The organism is Herbaspirillum sp. NPDC101396 (assembly GCF_044767365.1).
Lineage (GTDB): Bacteria > Pseudomonadota > Gammaproteobacteria > Burkholderiales > Burkholderiaceae_D > Herbaspirillum.
Map to the genome: position 1 here is coordinate 745,547 of NZ_JBIWNT010000001.1, position 25,943 is coordinate 771,489.

Here is a 25,943-nt window from a genome sequence, read left to right on the forward strand (position 1 = left end):
GCCAGGCCGTTTTTACGTTTACTTCTCTACCGCTTACTTCTCCGCCTTAAGCTACCCGTCCCAGAACGTCAGTCCCACTCTGCTGATATATCCTGTGCGCCGGCCGTGCCAGTCCCAGATTCTCACGCAAGGTTTTTCCTTCGTATTCAGTACGGAACAAGCCGCGCCGGCGCAATTCCGGCAAGACCAGCTCGACGAAGTCGTCGAGTCCACCCGGCAAAGTCGGCGGCATGATATTGAAACCGTCGGCGCCGCCTTTGACGAACCACTCTTCAAGCCGGTCGACAATACTTTCCGGCGTGCCGTGTATGGACCAGTGACCGCGCGCAGTCGCCACGCGCAGATACAGTTGACGGATCGTCAGCTGCTCGCGTCGCGCCAGCGCCGTCACCAATTGGAAGCGACTCTTGGTGCCGTTCGGCTCCTGCAGGTTTTCCGGCAGCGGACCGTCGAGCGGATAACCGGACAGGTCGATGCCTCCCAGATGCTGCTGCAGCAACGACAGGCCGACGGTCGGATGGATCAGCGATTGCAGCTCTTCGAACTTCTCCTGTGCTTCGCTTTCGCTGCGGCCGACCACCGGGAACACGCCCGGCATGATCTTCAACTCATCCGGCTCGCGTCCGTACTTGGCGAGGCGCGATTTCAGCCCGCTGTAGAAATGCTGTGCATCCTCCAGCGATTGCTGCGCCGTGAAGATCACTTCGGCCGTACGCGCCGCCAGCTCCTGGCCCGGCTCGGATGAACCGGCCTGCACTACCACAGGATGTCCCTGCACCGGACGCGCCACGTTGAGCGGACCGCGCACCGAGAAATGCTTGCCCTTGTGATGGATCGCATGCAGCTTGTTGTGATCGAAATGCACGCCCTCGGCCTGGTCGAAGCGGAAGGCGTCATCCTCCCAGCTGTCCCACAAGCCGCGCACCACGTCGACGAATTCTTCGGCGCGTTCATAGCGGGCGCCGTGCTCGGGATGCTTGTCGAGATTGAAGTTGTGCGCCTCCGACTCCGACCAAGAGGTCACCACGTTCCAGCCCGCACGGCCGTTGCTCAGGTGATCGAGCGAGGCGAATTTGCGCGCCACATGATACGGCTCGTTATAGGTGGTCGACACCGTCGCCACCAGACCAATGTGTTCGGTCGCCTGCGACAACGCCGACAACAGCGTCAGCGGTTCGAAGGTGGCGGCGCGCGAAGTCAGGTGCAAGGTCTCCGCATCGTGCGAACGAATCGCCACGCCGTCGGCCAGGAACAAGGCATCGAACTTGGCACGCTCGGCGGTCTGTGCGATCTGCCGGTAATGCGCGATGTTCTGGCCGGCGTCGGCTTGCGCGCGCGGATGGCGCCAACCCGCCACGTGATGACCGGTCGCCTGCAGGAAGGCGCCCAGCCGCAGCTGTTTCTTCGGGCCGCTCATGACGCCACCGCCACTTTCGAATCGACAGCGACGTCGGGCGTGCGCACCTTGTCCTGAGGCTTGTCCTGACTGTTGCGCGACACGCTGCGGCGACCATCGACGCCGACCGGCACGTCGCCGGCAATCGTCACGCGCCGCACCACGCGGTGCTGGCTGCCGTAATCGTTGATCGCATAGTGTTGCGTCGCGCGGTTGTCCCAGATCGCGATGTCGCCGGCCGTCCAGCGCCAGCGCACGGTGTTTTCCAGGCGGACGACGTAGCTTTCCAGCAGCTTGAGCAGATGCTCCGAATCGCCGGTCGGATAGCCCAGCAGCTTCTTGACGAAATGCCCCAGCACCAGGGTGCGTTCGCCGGTCTCCGGATGCACGCGCACCACCGGATGCTCGGTTTCATAGATCGTCGAGGTGAAGATTTCCCGATAGCGCTTCAATCCGGCGTCATCGGTATTGAAGCGCGCCGCGTAATCATAGTCGTTGGTGTGCAGCGCCCACAGGCCGTCGGCCAGCTGGCGCAAGGCGGGCGGCAGATCCAGATAAGCCTGCGCCGTGTTCGCCCAGACGGTGTCGCCGCCCGCTTGCGGAATCACCACCGCGCGCAGGATCGATGCCTGCGGATAGGCCAGATCGAAGGTGACGTCGGTGTGCCAGGAATTGGCCCGGCCGCCATGCACCGAATCCAGTTCAAGCAAATAACCGGTGCCGTCGCGCACCGGCACCGTTGGATGCGCCACCAGCTCGCCCCACAGTTTGGCGAAGGCTTCCTGGCCGGCATCGTCGAGATGCTGCTGCCCGCGGAAAAACAGGACTTTGTACTTCAGCAGCGCCTGGCGGATGGCGTTGAACGTCTCCCCGCCGAGGTCGCCGGACAGGCGCACGTCGCGGATTTCAGCGCCGATGCGGCCGGCAACGGGATGCAGATCGAGCAATGCTTCGGACATCTTGTTCTCCTTCACGAAAATGACTGGCTAGGGGGTGTAGCTTGCTGCTAAGGCTTACGTCGTACGGGGATAGTGCAATTCTTTTGGCAGGCGACGTTGGTCGTGTCGGGACGGGTGTCGCCGATAAAGCCGTCGCGGTTGGGCATGCGCACCTTGGGCAGCGAGCGCGCATCAAGCACCGTGTCCGCCGCCACTACGCCGTTCAGGTACAGCAGGTAAGCCGTCACCGAATACACCTCGTCCGGCGTCAGGCTCTGCGGCGCGTTGTAGGGCATCGCGCGGTTGATGAAATCGAACACCGTGGTCGCATACGGCCAGAAGCTGCCGATGGTCTTGACCGGATTGGCCGACGCCAGCGTGCCTTTGCCGCCCACCAGCTGATCGGCCGGCTTGCCCTCGCCTTTGGCGCCATGGCAGGCTGCGCATTGCTGCGCGTAGATAGTCTTACCGCCGGCCACACTGCCGCTGCCGGCAGGCAAGCCGGCGCCGTCGGCGGCGACGTCGATATTCCATGCGGCCAGGTCGCGCTCGCTGGCTGCATGGCCGACGCCGTACACCTGGGCGTGCACGCTGAATGACAGCGCAAGCACAACGACGCCGATGAAAACGCTAAACCTGAACATTGGTAATGACCCCGTCGCTCGCCACGTTCCAGCTCTGGATGGCGTTGAAGTGATAGTTGGATTCGAAACCGCGCGCAGCAACCAGTTGTGCGCCGCTGGGCTGCACGAAGCCGCTCTCGTCCAGCGCCCTGCTTTGCAGCACGGCCGGCGCACCGTCCCAGCGCCACGGCAAGCGGAAGCGCGTCAATGCGCGATCCAACACTGGTTCCTGCAGGCGCGCCTCGGTCCAGCTGCGCCCGCCGTCGGTCGACACGTCGACCCGCTTGATGCGCCCGCGCCCGGTCCAGGCCAACCCGGAAATTTCATAGAAGCCCTTCTCCTTCAGCCTATGGTCCGGCGCCGGAAACGTGATCACCGACTTTGTTTCCATCAAAAACGTGAACTGGCGCGCCGTGCCGTCCGGCAGCGAGTCGGTGTACTTCGACGTCTCTTCGCGCGACATGAACGGTTCGCGTCCGACCTTGAGGCGACGCAGCCATTTGACGCTCATGTTGCCCTCGAAGCCGGGCAAAAACAGTCGCAACGGATAGCCGTGCTCAGGCCGCAGCCGTTCGCCGTTCTGCGCGTACACCAGCAAGGCGTCATCAAGCGCCTTGCCGATCGGGACGCTGCGTGTCATGCCTGCCGAATCGGCGCCCTCGGCCAGAATCCATGCGCCCTCAGGCTTGACGCCGACTTCTTCCAGCACGGTCGCCAGCGGTACGCCGGTCCATTCGCAACACGACAACAAGCCATGGCTGAATTGCAACGAGGCTGTGCCCGGCCCCTTCCATTCGCGGCCGGTATTGCCCGAACACTCTAGGAAGTGGATGCGCGACACCGAAGGCAGCCGCACCAGGTCGTTCATTGTAAAAATCGTCGGCCGCTCGACCAGGCCATGCACCGCCAGCCGATGCTGCTCCGGATCGATCTGCGGGATGCCGGCATGATGGCGCTCGAACACAAGCCCGGTCGGCGTGATGATGCCGTGCAGGTCCTGCAACGGTGTCATCGACGAGTTCGCTCCCGGCAACGGCGCCGCGCCGCGCGAGCGGCGCACCACGTTCTTTTCGAACGGCGATGGTTCCCCATACGGATGCCACAGCACCGGTTCGCCAGGCGTCTTGCTCCACGGCGCCACCGTCAATGGTTCGGCGCGCGCGCCGGCGGCCAGGCTGGCGCCCAGTACGGCACCGCCGCGCAGGAAACGCCTGCGCCCTGCTGTCTGATTCTGTTTGCTGCTCATTGGGGGCTTGTTTCGTTACGTTGTCGTTATGTTTTCGGCTTCAGATAGCGAACTGCCATTGCTGCGGCTCTTGAGGTTCGACTGCATCGCTGCGCAAAGGCGGCTCGGCAAGGCTGGCGCTGTCGCCGGAGAACTCACGCAGCACCTGCTGCTTGACCTCGGCAAAACCGACGGCCGCGCGCTCCCGCGGATGCGCGAGATCGACCGGCACGATGCGGCGAATGCGCCCCGGCCGCGGCTCCATCACCACCACCTTGTCGCCCAGGTAAATCGCTTCTTCGACGTCATGCGTCACCAGGATCATGGTGATGCCCTCGGCTTGCCAGATACGATGCAGCTCCTGCTGCAGGTAAGCGCGCGTCAGCGCATCGAGCGCGCCGAACGGTTCGTCGAGCAGCAGGATCTCCGGCTTGCTCACCAGTGCCCGCGCTATCGCCACGCGCTGCGCCATGCCGCCCGACAACTGATGCGGATAAGACTTCTCGAAGCCTTCCAGGCCCACCAGCGCGATGTGTTCGCGTACCGCCAGGCGCTTCTGGCCCGGCGTCAGGTCGGCGTTGAGCAGCCCCAGCTGGATGTTGTTCTCCACCGTCAGCCAGGGAAACAGCCGGTGCTCCTGGAACACGATGCCGCGCCGCAGGCTGGTGCCGACGATGCGCTCGCCATCCAGCAGCACCTGGCCCTGGTAGTCTTCTTCCAGTCCGACGATCAGGCGCAGCAAGGTCGACTTGCCGCAGCCGCTGGAGCCGACGATGCTGACGAACTCGCCCGGCGTGATGGTCAGGGTGACATCTTCGAGGACTGCCAGGTCGCCATCCTTGACCGGATAGGATTTACTGAGATGCTGGATATCCAGCGTGCCGGCTTGCGACATATCGATTCCTTAAAATTGCGCGACCGAACGACCGCGCCACGCCAAAAGCCGGCGCTCAATCTGCGCCGCCAGCCAGTTCAACGCGAAGCCGACAAAGCCGACCACGATCACGCCGAAGATCACCAGGTCCATCAAGAACAATTCGCGTCCATCGATCATGGTGTTGCCGATGCCCTTGCCCGACACCAGCAGGTATTCCGCGCCCAGCGTCGCCAGCCACGCATAGATCAGCGCCAGATGGATGCCCGCCAGGATCGACGGCGACGCCGCCGGCAGGATCAGCTTGAACAGCCATTGGCGACGATTGAATTTCAACACCCGCGCCGCTTCGACCAAGTCGGCCGGCACGCTGCGTATGCCTTCGAAGGTGTTCAGCACCACCGGGAAAAACGCCGCCAGCGACAGGAACGCCACCTTGGCCGGATCGCCCAGGCCGAACCACACCGACAGCAGCGGGATCCACGCGAACAATGAGATTTGCTTGAGCGTATGAAAGGTCGGCCCGATCAGCCGCTCGAACAAACGCGACAAGCCGAAGGCCACGCCGAACACCAGACCCGCGCTGACGCCGATGGCGAAGCCGATCAGGTCGCGCCGCAAGCTGGCTTCCAGCGCAATCGCCAGTTCACCGCTGCGGACTTGTTCGACTGCGGTGTCCCACACCTTGTCGACCGGCACCAGCAAGGGCGAGGTCGACCAGTTGAATTTCACCGCCAGCCACCACAGCAGCACGAGCGCCGCCGGCAGGATCCAGCCGCGCAGGAATTTCGGCACGGGGTGTTTGTCTTGCGTGTTGTATGAAGATCGCGCCATGATGAGTTCCCGTTCAGAAGCCGGTACGGCGCCAGCCGAGCAGCACGATTTCAATGCGCGCCAGAACGCGGTCCAGCACATAGCCGACCGCACCGACCACCACCACCGCCGCCATCACGACGTCGAGCTGGAACAGCTGGCGACCGAACACGATCATGTAGCCGAGGCCTTCCGACGACGCCAGCAATTCCACCACCACCAGCGCCAGCCAGGCATGCGTGAAACCGTAGCGCACGCCGTTCCAGATCGGCGGCAGCGCCGCCGGGAAGATCACGCGCGTCAGCAGCTGCCAGCGCGAGAATTTCAGCACGCGCGCCACTTCGACATAACGCGCCGGCACGTTCTCGATGCCCTTGAAGGTATTGAGCGCAATCGGCACCAGCGCCGCCTTGGAGATCAGGATGATCTTGAGCGCCTCGTCGATGCCGACCAGCAGCATCAGCAGCGGCAGCCAACCCAGCACCGGCACCTGGCTGAAGGCCTTGAACAACGGATAGACATAGTCCTTGAACACCGGCGACAAGCCCATCGCCACGCCCAGCAGCAAGCCGCCTGCCAGGCCCACGCCGAAGCCGAGCAGCACGCGCAGCAGGCTGATCTTGAGGTTGTCGAACATCTCGCCCGACGCCACCAGGTCGATGAAGGTCAGCGCTACCGATTGCGGCGACGGCAGCACCTGCGGCGCCACCCATTCGAATTGCGCGGCGACATACCAGAGCAGCAACAGGAACAAGGGAAACGGCAAGGCCAGCCAGCGCGGCGACCAGTTGCTGTAGAAGCGTGCACGCGGCTCCTGCACTGATATCGATGAACCCGTCGATGATGCGGGTGAAGACACGGATGACGGCAACTCCAGGGCTGCCTGCTGCGCGCTCATGGATCAGGTCCCCAGGATCTTGCCGTTGACCTGGAAGATCGGCCAATAGGTTTCCAGGTTCAGTTCTTTCAGCGCGGCCTTGAGGTAACGCTGGTCGATCCATTGATCGACGTCGAACTTGGAGCGGCTCAGTTTCAGGCGATAGGCCTGCTCCACCGAATCCTTGTAGCGCGCGACCAGGAAAGGATCGAAGTTGGGATTGATGCGCACGCGCAGCGGCTGGCCGTCGTAGTCTTCGCGCCAGTGCTCGTAAGGCGTGCCGGCCTTGGCCCACAGACGCAGCACTTCTTCGCGGTTGACTTCGTCCGACGCCCACTTCGAGGTCTTCACGAAGGTCTTGACCACGCGCGCCGTGATTTCCGGATATTGCTGTGCGAATTCTTCCGTCACCAGCACGTGCGATTGCGTGGTGAAAATCGGCGAACCGCCCTTGCTGCTGTAGACGATGCGCGCGGCGTTCTTGTCGCGCAGGCGCAGCAGGTTGATGTTGCCGAACGCGGCGTCGATGTCCTTGGTGCTCAGCGCCGCCAGCGTGGTGGCCTGATCGAGATTAATGGCGCGCAGGTCGCGCTCCTGCAGACCGTTCGCCTCCAGCACGCGATTGATCGGCAACTGCGCGTTGGTTCCTTTGAAAATGGCCACGCGCTTGCCGCGCAAATCCTTCACGGATTGAATCGGAGAATCCGGCGGCACCGCGAGATAAATGTTGGAGCGCACGCCCGTGGCCAGGATAAGCTTGGTCTTGAGCCCCGCCGATTTCGCCACGATGGAAGGCAGGTCGCCCTGGAACGCAAAGTCCAGCTGCTTGTTGCTCAAGGCCTCGTTCACGGCCGGACCGGCCCCCTTGAAGAAGAACCACTCGACCTTGATGCCGTCGGCCTTGAACTCTTCTTCGACCCAGCCCTTGGCGTTGGCGACCGCCGCCGAGCTGCCCGAGAATTGCGGTGGATTGCCGATGCCCGGCTGCGCCACGCCGATACGGATGATCGCTGGCTTGTTAGCGGCACGCGCCTGCAGCCCCAGCATTGCCGTACCGACTCCTGCGCCTGCTGCTGCCAACTGTTTGAGTACGGTTCTGCGATCCAGCGTCATGAGTTTTCCTTTGCGTATGCATGTCGAAGCAAAAAGCTGCGATCAAGTATAGGTAAGCGAAAACTGTCGACAAACGAATGAATTCGTATGTCCTTATGCGAAAGTATTTCTCGTCAGCACGACGTCAGTCCAGTGTCAGCAAGGGATTGCGACGCAATAGCAGAAATTATTGTCGATCTTGTCGTGAGCGCGCCGCGATCACCGCGTCGGCGGCTTCGACGAATCCGGCGCCGCCCGGACCTTGCGTGATCCAGCGCGGATGCACCGGTATCCGATCAAGATATTCCACCACCGTGCTCACGCCGACGGTGTGCCGGAAGAACGCAAACATCGGTGCGTCATTGGTCGAGTCGCCGGTATACAACACTGAATTCCGCCCTGCTTCGGCATCGATGTCGATACCGTAATGCCCAGCGAGAATCCGGCGCGACATCGACAGCTTGTCGTAGCCGCCGAGCCAGCCGAGTATCCACAAATTATTGACGGTGACGTCGGCGCCGGCGCATCGCAAGGCATCTGCGATCCGATCGCGTTCGGCTGCCTCCTGGGGAATCGAAAACGCCACGCTGGTGGTGCGAAATTGCTGGTCGTCAGCAAATTTCGCTTCCGGCACTTCACGCTGTACGCGAGCAGCGATAGCTTGCAGTTGCGTGGCAACGCCCTTTACTGCGTGGCCATGCCAGAACTCGCGGACCAGCGCATGTGCATCGTTTTCATCACGCCGAAAGAACAAGCCGCCGTTCTCGCCAATGACGCCGTCGACCGGCCACATGCGCGCCATCTGGTCGCACCAGCCGGCCGGCGCCGCGGTGACCGGGATCACCCGCACGCCATTTTCCTGCAAGCGCTCCAGCGCACGATACGTCTGCGCGGCCAGCCGTCCGTTATACGTCAGCGTCTCATCCATGTCGGTGAGCACGAAATGCACATTGCTGAATTCATCACTGGTCGCGGTCGACAAGGCTTGCACAGGAACTCCGTTAAAAAAGAAAACCGCCCGGCATCGCGAGCGCGTCAGCCGGGCAGATTAACCTGCGGGAGATTCCTTTGCCAAGTGCAATAACTTATTTGCGCAGCTCCGCCAGCAAAGGCTGCGCCAGGTACAGCACTTCGTAGCCGTCGCCGGCATGCTTCGCATCGTAGGACGATGACGTTATGTGGAAGCGCACCAGCTTCCATCCCGCCGGGTCAAGCGCCGTCACAGCGACAACCGTCTCCGCACGGTGCGTCAGTGCACGATTGCGTTCGTGCTCGGCTTCGCGCAGCGCGTGCATGTCGGTGGTATCGCCAAACGGCAGGTCTTCCCGATAGATCCATCGCCCTTGTTGCGCAGGCCCGACCTGGGCATTCAGCGGCAGCCACAATTCGATGCCGGGCCGACCGAAGGCGGCGAGTACGGCTTCGAAGCGATCGCTGATCAGGAATTCGGATGCGGCCGTAGCGTCCTTCCACAGATAGATCGAGGAATAGACGTTGGTGGGCGCGCCGTTCTTGCCGGCTTCGCGCAACGAGAAGGACTTGAAATACAGACCCGGCGTATCGTCCCACATCGGGCCGCGCGCGGCGGCGCGTCGGCGGATGGCGCTGACGTCGTAGTCGACGGGAAGGCGGTGTGAATACTGTTTCGAAAGCATGCTGGTTCCTTGTTGTTTGACCGTGATAAAGCTTAGGCCCATGCCTGTTGAGCGACCAGCCGCTGCGGACGATTTCTGTGATGAGTCTCTTAAATGATCCGCGCCGGGCAAACATGCGGCATGCGAAAAACACGCATGGATATGCGGTAACGGTCTTTGTCAGCGCGATTCTTTGGAATTACGATGTCCCGTTCGTCTATCCATCTCACCATCCCACAAAGAAAAACAATGTTCCCGTCCATCAAGAAATTTTCCTCCAGCCTGTCGTTCGCGCTGAGCGCACTGGCTGCGCTGAGCTTCAGCAACACCGTCCACGCCGACACGCTCAAGGAAATCAAACTCGACTACGCCTACTACTCGCCCGAAAGCCTGATCATCAAGCGCAACGGCTGGCTGGAAGAAACCTTCAAGGCGCAAGGCACCAGCGTGCAATGGGTATTCTCGCGCGGCAGCAACAATTCGCTGGAATTCCTCAATAGCGGGGCCTCCAACTTCGCGCTGACCTCCAGCATTTCGGCGCTGGTGGCGCGCGTCAACGGCCAGCCGGTCAAGACCGTCTACAGCTACCTGTGGGCCGAGCCGAGCGCGCTGGTGGTGCTGGGCAATTCGCCGATCAAGACCGTCGCCGACATCAAGGGCAAGAAGATCGCCGCCACCAAAGGCACCGATCCCTACTTCTTCCTGCTGCGCACGCTCGACGCCCACGGCCTGAAACCGTCCGACGTCGAGATCGTCCACCTGCAGCATCCCGACGGCCGCGTCGCGCTTGAGCAAGGCCGCGTCGACGTCTGGGCCGGCCTGGATCCGCACATGGCGGGCGCGCAGGCTGCCGGCGCCCGTTTCGTCTACCGCAATCCGGCCTTCGGCCTGGCGGCGTTCCTCAACACCAGCGAATCCTTCCTCAACGAACATCCGCAAGAAGTGCGCGTCGTGTTGAAAGCGTACGAGCGAGCGCGCCGCTGGATCATCCAGAATCCAAAGGAAACCGCCGCCCTGATCGCCGAAGAAACCAAGCTGCCGGTGGACGTCATCGGCCTGCAGCTGGCGCGCTACGATTTCAGCCGGCCGGTTCCCGGCGCGGCGCATCTGGATGCGATCAAGCCGGTGGTACCCTTGCTGCAGAAGGACGGCATCCTGCGCCGCGGCGCCGATGTTGACGGTCCGCTGAACACGCTGATCAACGCTCGCATCGCCAGTGAAGTCGTGGCGGAGAAATAAGCATGTCGCGTTCCGCCGCCATCGACAGCAAGCGCAGCACACCGGCGCAGGGGCTGAAGATCCGTCCGGCGCTGTTGCGCGGACTGGCGATTCCGGTGGTGCTGCTGGCCGGGCTGGAAATCGCCGGTCGCGCCGGCTGGGTGCCGGGCTACCTGATGCCGATGCCCAGCGACTTGCTGGTGACGCTGCTGGAACTGGCGGAAGGTCCGCTGTGGAAACACATCACCGCCAGTACCTTGCGCGTGGCCGCCGGCTTCGGCATCGGCGCGTTGCTGGCGCTGGTGTTCGGTGCCTGGGTCGGCCTCAGCACGCTGGCCGAGGACTACATCGAACCGATCTTCCAGGCGCTGCGCGCCGTACCCGGCCTGGCCTGGGTGCCGCTGCTGCTGATCTGGCTGGGTATCGACGAAACTTCCAAGATCACGCTGATCGCGATCGGTTCGTTCTTCCCTGTGTACATGAACCTGGTCGCGGGCATCCGCAATGTTGATCGCAAACTGGTGGAAGTGGGCACGATGTACGGCTTCAGGCGCTTCGACCTGGTTCGCAAGATTTTCATCCCCGCTGCAAAACCGTATCTGTTCACCGGCCTGCGCAACGGCCTGTCGATGGCCTGGCTGTGTGTGGTTGCCGCCGAACTGCTGGCTGCCACCCAAGGCATCGGCTACCTGCTCACCGATGGCCGCGAAGTGTCGCGCCCGGACCTGGTGCTGGTCGCCATCGTCGCGCTGGCGGCGATGGGCAAGCTCAGCGACTCGCTGCTCAAATACTGGGAAAGCCGCAGCCTGTCATGGCGCGACGCCTTCACAGGCGAGCATTCCTGAAACTCATTCTGCAAGGATTGCCATGAGCACCATTCTCGACATCAAGGTCCGCCGCAAATCCTTCGGCGACGAAACCATCCTGCAAGGCGTCGAACTGGCGCTGGCCGAACGCGAAGTGGTTGCCCTGCTCGGTCCGAGCGGCTGCGGCAAGAGCACGCTGCTGCGCATCGCCGCCGGTCTCGACAAGGATTTTCAGGGCAGCGTGACGCGCGCCGGCGAATTGGCCGGCCAGCGCAACGGCGGCGTCGCCTTCGTCTTCCAGGAACCGCGCCTGATGCCGTGGCTGACGGTGGCGCAGAACGTCGGCTTCGCCGATGGCGATGGCGCCGACCGTGCCTGGATTTCGCAATTGCTGGAAGAAGTCGGCCTGGCCGGCTGGGAAAATAGCCTGCCCAAGCAATTGTCCGGCGGCATGGCGCAGCGCGTGGCGATCGCGCGCGGCCTGTACTCCCGTCCGCGCGTGCTGCTGCTGGACGAACCGTTCAGCGCAGTCGACGCCTTCACCCGCATGAAGCTGCAAGACCTGCTGCTGAGCCTGGCGCAGCAACATCAGATTTCATTGCTGCTGGTCACGCATGACATCGACGAATCGCTGTACCTGGGCGACCGCGTTCTCGTCATGGGCAGCCGTCCCGGCAGCATCCGCAACACCATCCTGGTCGACCTGCCGCAGCCGCGCCAGCGTGCCGATCAACGACTCAGCGTATTCAAGGCGCACGCCTTGTCGGAGTTGCACGAGGCGCACGCGTTCTGACGCGATTGGACGACATCTACATTTTGAACCCGCTGACGATCGTCGCCAGACTGGTCGCCTGATCCTGCAGCGATTGCGCGGCGGCGGCGGCTTGCTCCACCAGCGCCGCGTTCTGTTGCGTGGCTTCATCCATGTGCGTGATGGCGCGGTTGATCTCTTCGATGCCGGTGCTTTGCTCGGAGCTGGCGTTGGCGATTTCGCTGACGATGGCGCTGACGTTCTTGACGCTGTCGACGATCTCCACCATGGTCTGTCCTGCCTTTTCGACCAGCAAACCACCGTCGCTTACCTTCGACACCGACGAGTCGATCAGCACCTTGATTTCCTTGGCCGCCTGCGCGCTGCGTTGCGCCAGGCTGCGCACTTCGCTCGCCACCACCGCAAAACCACGTCCCTGCTCACCTGCCCGCGCGGCCTCCACGGCGGCGTTCAAGGCAAGAATATTGGTCTGGAACGCAATGCCGTCGATCACGCCGATGATGTCGACGATCTGGCGCGAGGATTGATTGATGGCTTCCATGGTGGCGACGACGTTGCCGACCACTTCACCGCCTTCCTTGGCAATGGCTGACGCCGCCAGCGCCAGCTGATTGGCCTGACGTGCATTGTCGGAGTTCTGTTTGACGGTGGAGGTCAGCTCTTCCATCGCCGAGGCCGTCTGTTCCAATGCGCCGGCTTGCTGCTCGGTGCGGCCGGACAGATCGAGATTGCCGCTGGCGATTTCGGATGACGACACCTTGACGGCGTCGCTGGTGTGCCGGATTTCCTGCAGGATGGTGGTGATTTTTTGCACGAAGACATTGAAGGACCTGGCGATCTGGCTGACTTCATCCTTGCCGTCTTCCGGCAGACGCATGGTCAGGTCGCCGTTGCCGGAGCCGATGCTGTCCATCGCGTTGCGCACCTGCGACAGACGCCGGAATACCGCCGTGGTGATCAGTCCCAGGATCAGCGCGGCCAGCGCCGCCACCAGCACGATGGCGATCAGTGACGATTGCGTGGCGTGGCGCATGCCGGCGTTGACGTCTGCCTTGTCGATCGCCACCAGCAGCGTCCATTCGGTGTCTTTGACGGCAACCGCCTGAACCAGCTTGGGGGTGCCGTTGAGCACGATTTCCTTGCTGGCGTCATTGCTGCTGGCCAGGCTGTTGAGACGCTCGGCCGTGAGCTCCGGATTCCAGTCCTTGACCGGCTTGTTGATCCATTGCGCATCGGGATGCGCCAGCATCATGCCGTCGCGATCGACCAGGAAAGCGAAACTGGCCGGCGTCGGATGCACCGCTTTCACCACGTTGCTGACACCGTCGAGAAACACCGCAGCCGCCACCACGCCTTGCAGTACGCCATCCTTTTTTACCTGCGCGGTGAAGGACACCATCGGTTTCTTCGTCACCACATCGGTGTAAGGCTTGGTCACCACGGCCTTGCCCGCCTTGACCGATTGCTGGTACCAGGAGCGGCCGGTCGGATCGTAACCGGCCGGCAATCCTTCCGCTGCGGACGTGTAGGCGGTCTTGTCTTCCTTGCCGAAGGTGGTGACGTAGAAGCCGCCGCTCTTCTGCAATTGCTTGATGACGAACACCGGGTCGGCCTGCAACACGCCGTCCGCCGCTGCCGCCGCCATGCTGGCCTTGGCTGCAACCCACTCGTTGATCGCCGAGGCATAGCCGTCGGCGATGGAACGCGAACTCTCGTCGATGGCGTGATCGTTGTCGGTCTTGACGATGACATACGACACGGCACCGACCACGCCCAGACTCGCCACGAGCAAGGCAATACTGAAAAATAAAATACGCGTTCTGATTGAGGTAAACATGCCGGCCCTTCCCTGTTTGTTTTTATTCAACGATCTGACGAATCGTCTCAGACGAAATTACCGATGCGCGCCACCACCGCTTCACGCACCGACCCGCTGGTAATGAACGAATGCGCCACCTGAATATCGTTATGGAACCAGCGGTCGCCGTCGAGGCATGCCGGGATCTGCTTGCGAATCTCTTCATACGCCGCCTGCGTGCCTTCACCCAGCACGAAGTCCTTGAGCAACTCTTCCGTCATGGTCAGCCCCTGCGCCGCCAGCAGCATTTCCACGCCGACGATGTACTGCGTGTTGGCCACTACCGTGGCCGCCTTGCGCGCGCACCAGGTCGAGTTGGAGACATGGTCTTCGCTGTTGCCCTTGGACGGAATGCTGTCGACGCTGCCCGGCATGGACAGGGTGCGGTTTTCCATCACCAGTGAGCTCATCGAGCACTGCACCACCGGATAGCCGGTGTTGACGCCACGCACGCCGCTCATCAGGTTGCGCGGCAGGCCCCACGACAAGGTCGGATCGATCAGGCGGGCGATGCGGCGTTCGCAGATGCTGCCCAGATCGGTGATCGTCATCGCCAGCAAGTCCATCGCCTGCGCCAGGTACTGGCCGTGGAAGTTACCGCCGGAGATGATCTCGAAGCCGCCGCCTTCCTTGTCGAAGATCAGTGGATTGTCGGTGGCGGAGTTGATTTCCTTGTCGACGATGGTGTCGATGTAGTCGAGCGCATCGAACACCGGGCCGTAAACCTGCGGCGCGCAGCGCAGCGAGTAGACGTCCTGGATGCGCGACGAATACGGAATATCGGTGCGGCGCGACTCATCCGGCAGTTGCACCGAGCGTGCTTCGTGGGTGGTGCGGGTCGAGCCTTTGAGCAGCGTGCGGATGACGGCGGCGGTCTTGATCTGGCCGGCGTGGGGACGCGCTTGCTGAATGCGGGCGTCGAAGGCGGACATCTCGGCACGCATGGCTTCCAGCGTGAGACCGAGCGACAGGCAGGCGTCGGTCAGCAGGTTGCGCGAATCGTGTGCGGCCAATACGGCGACAGCGAGCGAGGCGGTGCAACCGTTGATCAGGGCCGAGGCGTCCTTGGCTTTCAAGTCGAACTTGACCGGGCCGATGCCGGCCTTGGCGATGGCTTCCGGTGCGCTCATGCGCTTGCCTTGGTACATCACTTCGGCTTCGTCGAAACCGACGATGGCGGCGGCCAGGTAGGCCAGTGGGGCCAGGTCGCCGGAGGCGCCGACCGAGCCCTTTTGCGGCATGATCGGATGGATGCCGGCATTGATGAAGTCCAGCAGGCGGTCGACCACTTCCACGCGCGGCGCCGAGTAATTGCTGGCGAAGGCGTTGGCGCGCAGCAGCATGGTGGCGCGGCTGACTTCTTCGGAGAACGGTTCGCCGATGCCGGCGCTGTGAGCCTTGATCAGCTGGGTCTGGAACAGTTCGATATGTTCGACCTTGATGCGGGTGTCTTTGAGCAAACCGACGCCGGTGTTGAAGCTGTACATCATGGGCGCTTCGTCGTGCATCCAGGTCGACTCGATGAAGTCGCGGCTTTGCTTGAGGGCGGCGCGCGAGGACTCGGCGAGCGCGACCTTGGGGTACACGCCGTTGGTACCGCGCGAAACGCTGACGACTTGCGCGGCGTTGAGGTTGAAACCGTCGATGGTGATGGTGGCAGCAGTCATGGAGAATTCCTTTGCAATAAATTGGAGAGCGCGGCGGACCGGGTCAGGCCGCGAAGCTTTCGACGAAGCGGCTGAACACCTGCGCAGCAATTGCCGCGTCTTCTTCGGTCATGATTTCGTCGGGGTGATGGCTGATACCGCCGTTGCCGCAACGGACAAACAACATCGCCACGTCGGCAATGGCCGCAATCGCCATGGCGTCATGTCCGGCGCCGGACGGCAGACGACGCAGCGGCAGGCCACATGCTTCGATGGCATTCGCCAGTTGCTGTTGCAGGTGATCGGCGCAAGGCACGCTGCCGGCCTGGTGTGTTTTGCGCAACGTAATGGCGACGTTGCGACGCGCGCAGATGCGTGCGATCTCGGCTTCGACGTCCGCCACCGCATCCTCGCGCACCCCATCCTGCTCGGCGCGGATGTCGATGGAAAACCGCGCGCTGCCCGGCACCACATTGGCGGCGCCGTTCGGCACTTCCATGATGCCCATCGTGCCGACCAGCCCGGGCCGGCCGCTGCAGCGCTGCTCGATGTACAGGCCGATTTCTGCCGCCGTCATCGCGGCATCGCGGCGCATGTGCATCGGCACCGTGCCGGCATGGCCGGCCAGTCCCTGCAGCTCCGCCATGAAACGCGTCGCTCCGGAGATCGCGGTCACGACGCCGACCGGTAAGGCTTCATTGAGCAGCAACGGTCCCTGCTCGATATGTACTTCGACAAAGGCCGCGACGGCTGCCGGCTGCCATGCCGACGCATCGAGCCGGTCCGGATCGAAGCCGGCTGCGCGCATGACGTCGCGCATGCTGTTGCCCTGTTCGTCAAGGTTGTCGAGCACGCTCTTGTCAAACGTGCCCGCCACGGCGCGACTGCCCAGCAAGGTCGCCTTGAAGCGCACACCCTCTTCTTCCGCGAAGCCGATCACCTCGACGGGAAACGGGAAACGCCGGCCTGCACGATGCCACTCCGCTATACACGACACCGGCAACAGGATGCCGAGATTGCCGTCGTAATTGCCGCCATTGCGCACCGTATCGAAGTGCGAACCGGTGACCAGCGCCGCGGCATTCTCATGACCGGGCGCGGCCTCATAGCGGCCGATGACGTTGCCGGCGTCGTCGCGGCGGACCTGCATGCCGGCGGTGCGCATCCACTCGCTCAGTTGTCGCGCGGCGGCATGATGCATGGGCGTCAGGTAAGTGCGCGTCATCATGCCGGCAGCCTCCGTATGGACGGCGAGCGCCTCGGCGCGCCGCATGATCTCTTGCCCGCAGGACAGGTATTGCTCTGGAACAGTTTTCACGGCAGTCTCCTTGAAGTCGTCAGGATTGCATATTTTTATTGTATTCACAAATTGTATGCAATATAGTGAGCTTGTTCCGGCGCGTCAAAACAATTTTCAAACGACGTGTGTAATTAGCAAAGGAACAACGGCCGGAGGAGCGGCCGTGCAGTCAAGAAGTACAAAAGAAATTACAAGCTGAATCCAAATACAGCGGGCATGCCCTTGTGCAAGCGCACAGAGACGCATACAGGCGCCCATCCAGAACCACACCAGGAGACCAAGGTGAATCGATTTTTCAAATCTTTGTTCGGGCAGGTTGTCATCGCCCTGATTGCCGGCATCGTCGTCGGATTGTTCTATCCCGATTTCGGCCAGAGCCTCAAGCCGCTGGGCGACGGCTTCATCAAGCTGATCAAGATGATCATTCCGGTGATCGTGTTTTGTGTGGTGGTGCAAGGCATTTGCGGCGCCAGCGATCTGAAGAAGGTCGGCAGCGTCGGCATCAAGGCCATCATCTACTTTGAAATCGTCACCACCATTGCGCTGCTGCTCGGCCTGGTGCTGGCGTTCGTGTTCCAGCCCGGCGCCGGCATGAACATCGACCCCACCAATCTCGACGCCAGCGGCCTGTCCAGCTATGTCGAGACCGCCAGCAAGGTCAAGGGCACCAGCTTCGCCGACTTCATCATGAAGCTGATCCCCGGCACCATCGTGAGCGCATTCACCTCCGGCGACGTGCTGCAGGTCTTGCTGATCTCGGTCATCTTCGGCTGCGCCCTGCTACTGATCGGCGACAAGGGTCAACCGACCGTCTCGCTGATCGCCTCGCTGTCGGAAGCCTTCTTCAAATGCATGGCCTTCATCATCCGCCTGGCGCCGCTGGGCGTGTTCGGCGCGATCGCCTTCACGGTCGGCCGCTACGGCATCGGTTCGCTCAAGCAGCTCGGCATGCTGGTGCTGCTGTTCTACGGCGCGGTGGTGTTCTTCGTGGTGGTGGTGCTGGGCGCGATCCTGCGCACGTCCGGTCTGAGCATCTTCAAGCTGATCGCCTACCTGCGTGAAGAACTGATCGTGGTGCTGGCCACCGCCTCATCCGACAGCGTGCTGCCGCAGGTCATGCGCAAGCTCGAACACATGGGCATCAAGAAGTCGACCGTCGGCCTGGTGATCCCGACCGGCTACTCGTTCAACCTCGATGCGTTCTCGATCTACCTGACCATGGCTGCCGTGTTCATTGCGCAGGCCACCAATACCCATCTGGCGATGGGCGACCTGCTGATGATCCTGGCGATCGCCTTGATCACCTCCAAGGGCGCACACGGCGTGCCGGGCTCGGCCATCGTGATCCTGGCGGCGACGCTGACGACGATACCGGCGATTCCGGTGGTCGGCCTGGTGCTGGTGCTGTCGATCGACTGGTTCATCGGCATCGTGCGTGCGCTGGGCAACCTGCTCGGCAACTGCGTCGCCACCGTGGTCGTCGCGACCTGGGAAAAGGACATCGACAAGACCCGCGCCCGCGCCGTGCTGAACGGCGAGATTCCGGCGGCAACATTTGAATAACATACTAGAATAAGGTCGCAGGATGGATGGCGAAAATACAAGGGTACAATTCGGTGTCTTGTCCGAATTCGCCTAACACAGGCGCCTTACACAACAGAACTATCCATCCTATGACCGAAGCAGTACTTCCTCCCGACAGTTCAGAAGCGATTGCGCGCGACATCACCATCGCCATCGCCGAACAGCGTCTTCCACCCGGGGCAAAACTCCGCGAAGAAGCGTTGGCGCGCGTCTACCAGGTCAGCCGCACCAAGATCCGTGCGGCGCTGGTGATGCTGGCCAAAGACAAGCTGATCGACCTGATCCCGGACAAGGGCGCCTTCGTCAGCAAGCCGACCGTGGAAGAGACGCGCAACATCTTCTTTGTGCGACGTACGCTGGAAGCGGCCATGGTGAGGGAATTCGTCGCGCGTGCGACCCCTGCCGACTACGCCACGCTGGAAACTCATCTGCGTGAAGAACGCCGCGCCATTGAAGAGAACAATCCGCAAGTCCGCTCGACCCTGTTGAGCGACTTCCATATCCTGCTGGCGAACATCGTCGGCAACGAGGTCCTGACCGACATCCTGGTCAAGCTCGCCGGTCGCAGTTCGCTGATCACCATGTTGTACCAGTCGACCCGCGACGCCATCTGTTCGACCGAAGAACATTGCGACTTCATCGCCGCCGCCAAGGCCGGCAAGGTCGAGGAAGCCGTCGAGCTGATGCTGCATCACCTGCACCACGTGGAACAGGCGCTGGAATTCGACACGCCGTCCGATCCCAAGCGCGATCTTGCCAAGGAATTGCTGCTTTAGCGGTTGCGGCATTTTCAATACGGCGTCACCGAACACCATACGCAATCGGTCCCCAGCTGCCCCAGCATGCGCAGCAGCGCAGTGTCCAGTTCGGCCATATGGGCGGCGCATGAGAACATCAGCAAGGTCGCCAGTATGAACGCCGATGCGCGCTGTCGGTGAAGCGTGGCGGCGTTGCCGGCCCTGCCGTAAGTGCGCAAGAAGTGCTGAACGGATTTGTTGTCCATGGCAATACTCCCTCAAGAAAACAACGCAAAGGCAAGGTGGACGCGCCCCTTTGCTAGACGACTACCAGTTTCACAACGACCAGCAGCACCGCGATGAAAATACCGACGCCGACCAGACCGGCGCCGATCACGTAAAACGGATTGAACGAGGTCGCGTCCTTCTCGTAGTCGGCAAGGCGGCGCAGCCCGACGAACGACCAGAACACCGCCGCCAGCGTGGCGAAGAACGAACGTTTCTCCAACTCTTTGGATTGCATCGATGCCATTTGAATTCCCTCCTTAAACAGGTATTGCGTCAACGGATGCGCCCTTGCGGCTGCCCATCAACCTGAACAACAACACGCCCGACACGGCGGCGATTGCAGCCGCCGCCAGCATCAGCAAGGCAAACGCATGGGCGAAACCGGCCTGCGCGATATGCAGTGCCTCCAGGTTGTTCCCCAGCGTCGGCAAGGCCGCTGCGCTGTCGCCGGCGACAATGCGCTCGACCACGTCGGTGAAGCCGGCCGGCTGCGGCAAGTTGGCGCCGGTCAATCCTTCCTTGAGATAACTGCCGGTGCGTACCGTCAGCACGCAGCCGAGGCAGGCAATCGCCAGCACGATGGCGGCAAAACGCGTGGTGGTGCTGATGCCGGAAGCCATGCCGGTGCGCTCGCGCGGCACGCAGTTCATGATGGCTTTCTGCGTGTTGCCGTTGAGCAGGCCGGCGCCGCTGCCGGTGACCAGCATGCCGGCCAGCACCATCCAGTAGGTCCCGACATAGGCAGCGATAGCCACCAGCACGTTGCCGGCGCACACCAGCGCCATGCCCAGCCCCATCACGCCGTGCAGCGGCATGTAGCGCGTCAGCGCAGCGCCGACACGCGGGAAGATCATCATCGCCAGCGCGAACGGCAGCATCGCCAGACCAGCCACGATGGCCGAGTACGAGAAAGCGTTTTGCAGGTACAGCGGCAGGAAAGTCATCATCACCTGCGCCGAACTGGCGTAGCCGAACATCGCCAGCACCGCGCCGACAAACGGCGCATGACGGAACAGGCGCAGGTCGATCATCGGTCGTTTCTGCATCAGCTCCACCGGCACGAACAAGGCCAGCATCAGCACCCCGCCACCGGCGCGCAGCAAGGTCGCGGCGCTGCTCCAGCCGGCCGCATTGGCATTGATCAGCGCCCAGATCACGCAGCCCAGCCCGCCGCTCAGCAACAGGCTGCCCCAGGGATCAAGTCGGGCGGCATTGGCGTCGCCAGACTCTGCAACCTCGCGATACACCAACGTGCCGAGGCACAGGCACACCGGCAAATTGAGCAGGAAGATCCAGCGCCAGCCGAGTAATTCAGTAATCACGCCGCCCAGCAACGGCGACACCGTCATCGACACGCCCATGCAGGCGCCCCACACGGCCCAGGCGTGAGTACGGTCTTTTTCGGTATGGAAGACGTGCCCGATCACGGCCAGCGCCGAGGTCAGCAACATTGCCGCACCAACGCCCTTGACTGCACGCGCGATCTGCAGGGCGCCGGCCGACCAGGCCAGGCCGCAACCGAGCGAGGCCAGGCTGAACAAACCGAGGCCGAGCAGCATCATGCGCTTGCGGCCGAAGCGGTCGGCCAGGCTGCCGGCCGGCAACAGCAAGGAGGCGAACGCCAGCATGTAGGCGCTGACGATCCATTCAATGTCGCTGAAATCGGCATGCAGCGAACGCGCCACCGACGGCAGCGAGACGGCGACGATGTTGGTGTCGAGCGTGATCAGCGCGCACACGCTGGAGCAGATCAGCAGGATGTTGCGCTCCTTGCGGCGGCGCGCAGCGTCGTCGGGATGGGAGGAAGTCTGAATGTTGCTCATGGCAGGATCACGGCTTCCTTGTATTTACGGTTTGACGGCGGCAAGGCCGGCGCGTGCAATCAGGCTGTCGTGTGCCTTGGTGTCGGCGCTGACGCCGATGGCGCCGATCACCTGGCCGTCGACCACGATGGGCAGGCCGCCTTCCATCATCACCAGGCCGGGCGCTGTGATGGCGGCGGGACGACCGTTGTTGATGGCGTTCTCAAGATCGGCGGAGGGCCGCTTGAACAGCGCAGCGGTGCGTGCCTTTTCGGCGGCGACTACCGGACCGACCGTGGTGGCGGCGTTGTCCATACGTTCGGAAGCGATCAGCCAGCCGCCATCGTCGACCACTGCAATGGCGCCAGGCCAGCCGTTCTTGCGCGCTTCTTCATGGGCGGCGGCGAGGATCGCCTTGGCGCTGTCGAGCGTGAGAACGCGTTTCACGGCGACGGGTGCGGCGCTCGTTTGTTGGGCGGAGGCCGTTTGAACCAGTCCGGTGCCAGAGAGGCACAGGAAAAGAACGGCAGCGATGCGGCGCAGTGGCATGAAAGGCTCCTGATAAAAGTATTCAGACCATTCTAATACCGCCGATAATTATCTTTATTACAGTTAAAATTCTATTTAATTTCTTTCAGGTTAATTATCAGATTATTGGAGAATGCCGTGGAGCTTCGTCACTTCCGCTGTTTCACCGCCGTCGCCGAGACGCTGCACTTTGCCCGCGCCGCCGAACAGCTCGGCATTTCGCCGCCGGCGCTGACCAAGCAGATACAGGAAATCGAACGCCTGCTGGACGTCCGCCTGTTCCAGCGCACCAAGCGCTCGGTCAGCCTGACCTCGGCCGGCGAGGTGTTCCTGGAAGAGGCCTTGCGCACGCTTCAACAAGCTGAGCGCGCTGAAGACGCAGCACGTCGCGCCGGTCGGGGTGAAATCGGCCGCATCGAGATCGGCTACATCGCTTCTGCGGCGTATTCCGGCTTGCTGCAAACCGAAGTGGCGCGCTTTCGTGCCGACTACCCGCTGGTGCAGCTCAACCTCATCGAAGCGCCGATGGATACGTTGCCGGTCGGTGTCAGCAACGGCAGCCTCGATCTCGCCTTCATCCGGCCTCCCGTACCCTGCCCGGCCGACGTCAATTTCCTGACCTTGCTGTATGACGATTTCGTCGCGGCGCTGCCTGAGCATTCGCCGCTGGCGCAGCACGAAACCGTGCCGGCAGCCGCGCTCGCATCGCAGTATTTCATCTTGCCTGAGCAGGCTTCCGGCACCATGGAAGTGGGTCGCCGCGGCCGTTTCGTGCCGCGCACCTTGCCCAATCCGGGCGGTCTGGTGGCGGTGGTGACGCTGGTATCACTGGGTCAGGGCGTGGCGATCGTGCCGGCGTCGGTGATGCAGCGCGTGAACATGCCGGGCGTCACGTATCGGCAGATTGAGGGAAAGATCATTCCGGGCGCCATCGCGCTGGCGTCGCGCAAGCACGAGAAATCGCCGGTGGTGCGCGCCTTCCTGAAGCAGCTGAAATCGCGTCAGGCCGACAGGTAGCGCGTGACGGTCGACGGCAGGCGCCCGGGCAAGCCGCTGTGGACGCTGCTGTCGTGGAAACGATAGGCGCCCTTGCCCGCTTTCTTGGCGGCGTACATGGCGGCGTCGGCCTTGGACAGCAGCTCATCAACGGTGTGACCGTCGTCCGGATACAGTGCGATGCCGATGCTGAGGCTGGTGCCGACTTCGTGACCGCCTAGATTGAGATACGGCGCACCGACGGCCTTGATCAATTTGTCCGCGATGTCGGCGATCTGGCTTTGGTATTTGATGTCGGATAGCAAGACCACGAACTCGTCCCCACCCAGGCGCGCCACCAGGTCGTACTCGCGCAGGTTGGTGCACAGGCGCTGCGCCACCGCTTTCAGCAGCAGGTCACCCACCGCGTGGCCGAGCGTGTCGTTGATCGGTTTGAAGCCGTCCAGGTCGATGAAGAACAGCGCGTAAAGGTTGGCGCTGCGCTTGGCGCGCGACAATTCCGCGCCGGCCAGCTCGCTGAACAGCATGCGGTTGGGAATCCCCGTCAGGTAGTCATGCGAGGCCAGTTGATAGGCGCGCGTTTTCTCTTTTTCCAGCTGTTCGATGAGGCATATTTTTTCGCGTTCGGAGCGCGCCAGGCGCTCGTACAGTTTCTTGCGGTGGTAAGAAATCCCGATCAGGATCAGCGTCAACGTCACCACCGCGATGGAAATGACGATGGCGTAGCGTATATATTCGTAATGCGATTGCGTCAGGTCGGAGACCACCGAATCGGGATCGATGGTCACGCTGACGCTGAGTGGATAAGCGATCAGTTTTTGCCTGTTGCTGACACTGGAGGCGGACATGGATGCCATGCTGTTGTCGCCGATCAGCAGCCGGCGGTCGTTGAGCGCCACCAGCGGCGTGCCGGCGCCGCCATTGACCGCGATCAGGTAACCGTCGCCGATCTGCTGGTAGTCGTTCAGGAACCGCCCCAGATCGAGTATCGCGACCAGGTAGCCGCGTGCACCGGTCTTCGGCGCTTGCAGCGCGATCAGCATCGGCATGCGCCAGTTATGGCTGTCGGTCTTGCCGAACAGGACAGTGCCGGCTTTCGGTGCATCGTTGCCCGAGGCCGCCTGCGGGTAGGCGCGTTCCAGCAACTGGGCGAATTCGCTTTCTTCGGGCAGACCGGCGGAGGAATAGCGCAGGCGCATCTGGTCGTCGAAGACGGCGGCGCGCACGTAGGCGCTGTCGCCGTTGAAGAGCAGGCCCAGGTAATCGGCTGCAGTACTGTCGCCGTCGAGGACTTTGCTGCCGACCGTGGCGTACTGCCCGGCACGGCTGAGGCGATCATTGAGATTGGCGGCCATGATGGCTGCCATGTTGCGGCTCTCGGAAGACGCGCTCTCCATGGCCAGCTTCTTTTCACTGGAGACATGCGTCAGGGTGATGCCCCAGATCACGACCAGCACCAAGGATGACAGCAGCACGAAACAGGCGGACAGACCCCAGCCGTCCTGAATCAGGATCCTGGGCCATTTTGCCTTGAATGAAAATCCGCGCCGCAATTTACCTCCGGAATGCCTGAATGGTGGAAAGTACCGGGTGCGTCCTTGTTGCCGTCGCTGCAGGAAACGAATGCAAGCTGCATGCCTGCCGAATCCATTGTAGACACAAACTTCGTTGCGGTCTGTCACCCGAAAGGACTAGAACGGACTTAAAACGCCAAAAACAAGCCGGGAACAGGTCAGGCGCGCCATAAATACAACGAGCAGCACTGTGAGAGTGCCGCGCAGCAAGAATGTTCCGGCGATGCCGTGTTTCGAACGTTGCATAGGAATAGTGCGGATCAGCATGATTCCGGTCGGCAGGAGTTGCCGGGTGCCTGCAAGGGATAGCCAAAATAGTGGTCATCGGCATGTTGCCACAACAACTTGCGCTGCCGTGTCACCACTTTGTGCGACAGACAAGCCCGGTAAAGACGCCTAGGATGATCCAGTGTTTTGCTCCGATGCCTGAAAACCATAACAACAACGATCCATGACTGCATCCATCCCGCCGGCAATCATCTCCGCCGATGCATTGACACATGTGGATGTCGTGCTGGCCTGCCCACGTTGCGGCGCCGTCGTGGCGCGACTCGTCAACGGTGCGCGTCCGATTCAGGAACAACGCATCGCCTGCCCGCAATGCAAGCGGTCATCCCGTTACGCCAAGCTCAGGACGGACTCTGGCGATACTTTACAGGTCTATATGCGCGCGTTATTTGCAGGCAGGCAGGCTCGCATAGACGCGCCCGACCGCGCGGGCGTGGCAAGCAGCCAGGAAGCTGGCTTACAGGTCAGACGCTGTAAATCACCGTGCGTATCGGCTGTTGCTGGCCGATCGGCATGATGGTTTGCAGGGCATCGAATTCCGCCAGGATCAGCTCGGCCTGGTAGCAGTGCGTGTTGGCGGATTTGAGCGCGTTGCGGAAGGCTTTCAGGGTCGCCGGCTTGGGTACGCTGCCGTGGCCTCTGTTGGCGCGTACGGCATCGGCGACGATATCGGACAGCAAGGCGTCGGCGCAGCTCTGCGCTTCCTTGAGTTGCACCAAACAATCGAGCAGAGCGAGAGTCTTATCCATGGCAGCACCTCAAGATGAAGTTATTGGAAGGAAATTCTAACCAATTGACTGGGGCTTGCACAAGCACTTCCTGCACTGAATCTGCAATATCATGGGTAGCTTGGAAGCCGCGCCAGTTCTGGCATTGCAGCATAATCGCTGACCATGGGCGCGTCCCTGAAACAGATGAGCAAAGAGCAACCACACCAGTATAGACAGTAGCGCGAAAGAATCCATTGTCGGTCTTTCATCACTTTGCAAATGATTTTGGCAGTCCTCTCAAGTGCCTCTTTTCGCCCCGCCTTCTTTTTTGTAACCGCCGCCAATGACTGTATAAAACACCAGT

At 62.0% G+C, this 25,943-nt stretch carries 25 protein-coding genes; 6 read left to right on the forward strand and 19 right to left on the reverse strand.

What is annotated here, in order from left to right; all coding sequences use genetic code 11:
- Positions 1–46: 46 nt before the first annotated feature.
- From ACIROY_RS03265 to ACIROY_RS03310, 10 genes are all read right to left on the reverse strand, one after another.
- Complete coding sequence (locus ACIROY_RS03265; RefSeq protein ID WP_402339622.1) at positions 47–1,417, reverse strand: LLM class flavin-dependent oxidoreductase; 1,371 nt, start codon at positions 1,415–1,417, stop codon at positions 47–49.
- Entirely contained in the window at positions 1,414–2,355 is a 942-nt protein-coding gene (locus ACIROY_RS03270) for a TauD/TfdA dioxygenase family protein (RefSeq protein WP_402339624.1), read from the reverse strand. Before ACIROY_RS03270 ends, ACIROY_RS03265 begins: the two co-directional genes overlap by 4 nt.
- Before the next feature lie 47 nt (positions 2,356–2,402).
- The gene (locus ACIROY_RS03275; protein WP_402339627.1) at positions 2,403–2,978 is read right to left on the reverse strand and encodes a c-type cytochrome; all 576 of its coding nucleotides are present in this window, start codon (positions 2,976–2,978) and stop codon (positions 2,403–2,405) included.
- Entirely contained in the window at positions 2,965–4,203 is a 1,239-nt protein-coding gene (soxC, locus tag ACIROY_RS03280; protein ID WP_402339630.1) for a sulfite dehydrogenase, read from the reverse strand. Before soxC ends, ACIROY_RS03275 begins: the two co-directional genes overlap by 14 nt.
- Before the next feature lie 40 nt (positions 4,204–4,243).
- Positions 4,244–5,077, reverse strand: a complete 834-nt coding sequence (locus ACIROY_RS03285; RefSeq protein WP_402339632.1) for an ABC transporter ATP-binding protein — start codon at positions 5,075–5,077, stop codon at positions 4,244–4,246.
- A 9-nt stretch (positions 5,078–5,086) separates the two neighbouring features.
- Entirely contained in the window at positions 5,087–5,890 is an 804-nt protein-coding gene (locus tag ACIROY_RS03290) for an ABC transporter permease (protein WP_402339635.1), read from the reverse strand.
- Positions 5,891–5,903: 13 nt separating this feature from the next.
- Positions 5,904–6,767, reverse strand: a complete 864-nt coding sequence (locus tag ACIROY_RS03295) for an ABC transporter permease (RefSeq protein ID WP_402339637.1) — start codon at positions 6,765–6,767, stop codon at positions 5,904–5,906.
- A gap of 3 nt (positions 6,768–6,770) precedes the next feature.
- On the reverse strand, positions 6,771–7,859 hold the full coding sequence (locus ACIROY_RS03300) for an ABC transporter substrate-binding protein (RefSeq protein ID WP_402271192.1): 1,089 nt from the start codon (positions 7,857–7,859) through the stop codon (positions 6,771–6,773).
- A gap of 166 nt (positions 7,860–8,025) precedes the next feature.
- The gene (locus ACIROY_RS03305) at positions 8,026–8,829 is read right to left on the reverse strand and encodes an HAD-IIB family hydrolase (RefSeq protein ID WP_402339640.1); all 804 of its coding nucleotides are present in this window, start codon (positions 8,827–8,829) and stop codon (positions 8,026–8,028) included.
- A 94-nt stretch (positions 8,830–8,923) separates the two neighbouring features.
- Positions 8,924–9,493, reverse strand: a complete 570-nt coding sequence (locus ACIROY_RS03310) for a DUF4865 family protein (protein ID WP_402339642.1) — start codon at positions 9,491–9,493, stop codon at positions 8,924–8,926.
- A 228-nt stretch (positions 9,494–9,721) separates the two neighbouring features.
- Between ACIROY_RS03310 and ACIROY_RS03315 the strand changes: the two genes are divergently transcribed.
- From ACIROY_RS03315 to ACIROY_RS03325, 3 genes are read left to right on the forward strand one after another with little or no spacing between them, the layout of a single operon-like run.
- Complete coding sequence (locus tag ACIROY_RS03315; RefSeq protein WP_402339645.1) at positions 9,722–10,711, forward strand: aliphatic sulfonate ABC transporter substrate-binding protein; 990 nt, start codon at positions 9,722–9,724, stop codon at positions 10,709–10,711.
- A gap of 2 nt (positions 10,712–10,713) precedes the next feature.
- On the forward strand, positions 10,714–11,535 hold the full coding sequence (locus ACIROY_RS03320) for an ABC transporter permease (RefSeq protein ID WP_402339648.1): 822 nt from the start codon (positions 10,714–10,716) through the stop codon (positions 11,533–11,535).
- A gap of 22 nt (positions 11,536–11,557) precedes the next feature.
- Positions 11,558–12,289: an ABC transporter ATP-binding protein gene (locus ACIROY_RS03325; protein ID WP_402271182.1), complete on the forward strand. Its 732-nt coding sequence runs from the start codon at positions 11,558–11,560 to the stop codon at positions 12,287–12,289.
- Positions 12,290–12,305: 16 nt separating this feature from the next.
- Here ACIROY_RS03325 and ACIROY_RS03330 read toward each other — a convergent pair whose 3' ends face one another.
- Genes ACIROY_RS03330 through ACIROY_RS03340 form a run of 3 tightly spaced genes read right to left on the reverse strand, consistent with a single transcriptional unit; the run spans position 12,306 to position 17,090 of the window.
- The gene (locus ACIROY_RS03330) at positions 12,306–14,105 is read right to left on the reverse strand and encodes a methyl-accepting chemotaxis protein (protein ID WP_402339651.1); all 1,800 of its coding nucleotides are present in this window, start codon (positions 14,103–14,105) and stop codon (positions 12,306–12,308) included.
- Between the two features lie 47 nt (positions 14,106–14,152).
- Positions 14,153–15,793: a histidine ammonia-lyase gene (gene hutH, locus ACIROY_RS03335; protein WP_402339653.1), complete on the reverse strand. Its 1,641-nt coding sequence runs from the start codon at positions 15,791–15,793 to the stop codon at positions 14,153–14,155.
- A gap of 43 nt (positions 15,794–15,836) precedes the next feature.
- Positions 15,837–17,090 carry an allantoate amidohydrolase gene (locus ACIROY_RS03340; protein ID WP_402339656.1) on the reverse strand — a complete coding sequence of 418 codons (1,254 nt, stop codon included), beginning with the start codon at positions 17,088–17,090 and terminating at the stop codon, positions 15,837–15,839.
- A gap of 264 nt (positions 17,091–17,354) precedes the next feature.
- Here ACIROY_RS03340 and ACIROY_RS03345 point away from each other — a divergent pair, with 264 nt between their 5' ends.
- Positions 17,355–18,635: a C4-dicarboxylate transporter DctA gene (locus tag ACIROY_RS03345; protein ID WP_402339659.1), complete on the forward strand. Its 1,281-nt coding sequence runs from the start codon at positions 17,355–17,357 to the stop codon at positions 18,633–18,635.
- A gap of 110 nt (positions 18,636–18,745) precedes the next feature.
- On the forward strand, positions 18,746–19,432 hold the full coding sequence (locus tag ACIROY_RS03350; protein WP_402271172.1) for a GntR family transcriptional regulator: 687 nt from the start codon (positions 18,746–18,748) through the stop codon (positions 19,430–19,432).
- 14 nt (positions 19,433–19,446) lie between these two features.
- On the opposite strand, the gene ACIROY_RS03355 is transcribed toward ACIROY_RS03350, so the two are convergent.
- From ACIROY_RS03355 to ACIROY_RS03370, 4 genes are read right to left on the reverse strand one after another with little or no spacing between them, the layout of a single operon-like run.
- Positions 19,447–19,659: a hypothetical protein gene (locus ACIROY_RS03355; RefSeq protein ID WP_402339662.1), complete on the reverse strand. Its 213-nt coding sequence runs from the start codon at positions 19,657–19,659 to the stop codon at positions 19,447–19,449.
- Between the two features lie 53 nt (positions 19,660–19,712).
- On the reverse strand, positions 19,713–19,916 hold the full coding sequence (locus ACIROY_RS03360; RefSeq protein ID WP_402272436.1) for a DUF2970 domain-containing protein: 204 nt from the start codon (positions 19,914–19,916) through the stop codon (positions 19,713–19,715).
- A 22-nt stretch (positions 19,917–19,938) separates the two neighbouring features.
- On the reverse strand, positions 19,939–21,504 hold the full coding sequence (locus ACIROY_RS03365; RefSeq protein WP_402339664.1) for an MFS transporter: 1,566 nt from the start codon (positions 21,502–21,504) through the stop codon (positions 19,939–19,941).
- 24 nt (positions 21,505–21,528) lie between these two features.
- Complete coding sequence (locus tag ACIROY_RS03370; RefSeq protein WP_402271143.1) at positions 21,529–21,930, reverse strand: heme-binding protein; 402 nt, start codon at positions 21,928–21,930, stop codon at positions 21,529–21,531.
- A gap of 219 nt (positions 21,931–22,149) precedes the next feature.
- Between ACIROY_RS03370 and ACIROY_RS03375 the strand changes: the two genes are divergently transcribed.
- Positions 22,150–23,028, forward strand: a complete 879-nt coding sequence (locus ACIROY_RS03375) for a LysR family transcriptional regulator (RefSeq protein ID WP_402271142.1) — start codon at positions 22,150–22,152, stop codon at positions 23,026–23,028.
- On the opposite strand, the gene ACIROY_RS03380 is transcribed toward ACIROY_RS03375, so the two are convergent.
- Positions 23,013–24,482: a diguanylate cyclase domain-containing protein gene (locus ACIROY_RS03380; RefSeq protein ID WP_402339666.1), complete on the reverse strand. Its 1,470-nt coding sequence runs from the start codon at positions 24,480–24,482 to the stop codon at positions 23,013–23,015. The genes ACIROY_RS03375 and ACIROY_RS03380 overlap by 16 nt on opposite strands.
- 851 nt (positions 24,483–25,333) lie before the next feature.
- Positions 25,334–25,618, reverse strand: a complete 285-nt coding sequence (locus ACIROY_RS03385; RefSeq protein WP_402271140.1) for a hypothetical protein — start codon at positions 25,616–25,618, stop codon at positions 25,334–25,336.
- Positions 25,619–25,943: the final 325 nt, after the last annotated feature.

Bases quoted from the DNA above. Each gene is read 5' to 3' on its own strand.
- ACIROY_RS03265 (WP_402339622.1), bottom strand. From the start codon at position 1,417: ATGAGCGGCCCGAAGAAACAGCTGCGGCTGGGCGCCTTCCTGCAGGCG.
- ACIROY_RS03270 (WP_402339624.1), bottom strand. From the start codon at position 2,355: ATGTCCGAAGCATTGCTCGATCTGCATCCCGTTGCCGGCCGCATCGGC.
- ACIROY_RS03275 (WP_402339627.1), bottom strand. From the start codon at position 2,978: ATGTTCAGGTTTAGCGTTTTCATCGGCGTCGTTGTGCTTGCGCTGTCA.
- soxC (WP_402339630.1), bottom strand. From the start codon at position 4,203: ATGAGCAGCAAACAGAATCAGACAGCAGGGCGCAGGCGTTTCCTGCGC.
- ACIROY_RS03285 (WP_402339632.1), bottom strand. From the start codon at position 5,077: ATGTCGCAAGCCGGCACGCTGGATATCCAGCATCTCAGTAAATCCTAT.
- ACIROY_RS03290 (WP_402339635.1), bottom strand. From the start codon at position 5,890: ATGGCGCGATCTTCATACAACACGCAAGACAAACACCCCGTGCCGAAA.
- ACIROY_RS03295 (WP_402339637.1), bottom strand. From the start codon at position 6,767: ATGAGCGCGCAGCAGGCAGCCCTGGAGTTGCCGTCATCCGTGTCTTCA.
- ACIROY_RS03300 (WP_402271192.1), bottom strand. From the start codon at position 7,859: ATGACGCTGGATCGCAGAACCGTACTCAAACAGTTGGCAGCAGCAGGC.
- ACIROY_RS03310 (WP_402339642.1), bottom strand. From the start codon at position 9,493: ATGCTTTCGAAACAGTATTCACACCGCCTTCCCGTCGACTACGACGTC.
- ACIROY_RS03315 (WP_402339645.1), top strand. From the start codon at position 9,722: ATGTTCCCGTCCATCAAGAAATTTTCCTCCAGCCTGTCGTTCGCGCTG.
- ACIROY_RS03320 (WP_402339648.1), top strand. From the start codon at position 10,714: ATGTCGCGTTCCGCCGCCATCGACAGCAAGCGCAGCACACCGGCGCAG.
- ACIROY_RS03325 (WP_402271182.1), top strand. From the start codon at position 11,558: ATGAGCACCATTCTCGACATCAAGGTCCGCCGCAAATCCTTCGGCGAC.
- ACIROY_RS03330 (WP_402339651.1), bottom strand. From the start codon at position 14,105: ATGTTTACCTCAATCAGAACGCGTATTTTATTTTTCAGTATTGCCTTG.
- hutH (WP_402339653.1), bottom strand. From the start codon at position 15,793: ATGACTGCTGCCACCATCACCATCGACGGTTTCAACCTCAACGCCGCG.
- ACIROY_RS03350 (WP_402271172.1), top strand. From the start codon at position 18,746: ATGACCGAAGCAGTACTTCCTCCCGACAGTTCAGAAGCGATTGCGCGC.
- ACIROY_RS03355 (WP_402339662.1), bottom strand. From the start codon at position 19,659: ATGGACAACAAATCCGTTCAGCACTTCTTGCGCACTTACGGCAGGGCC.
- ACIROY_RS03360 (WP_402272436.1), bottom strand. From the start codon at position 19,916: ATGCAATCCAAAGAGTTGGAGAAACGTTCGTTCTTCGCCACGCTGGCG.
- ACIROY_RS03365 (WP_402339664.1), bottom strand. From the start codon at position 21,504: ATGAGCAACATTCAGACTTCCTCCCATCCCGACGACGCTGCGCGCCGC.
- ACIROY_RS03385 (WP_402271140.1), bottom strand. From the start codon at position 25,618: ATGGATAAGACTCTCGCTCTGCTCGATTGTTTGGTGCAACTCAAGGAA.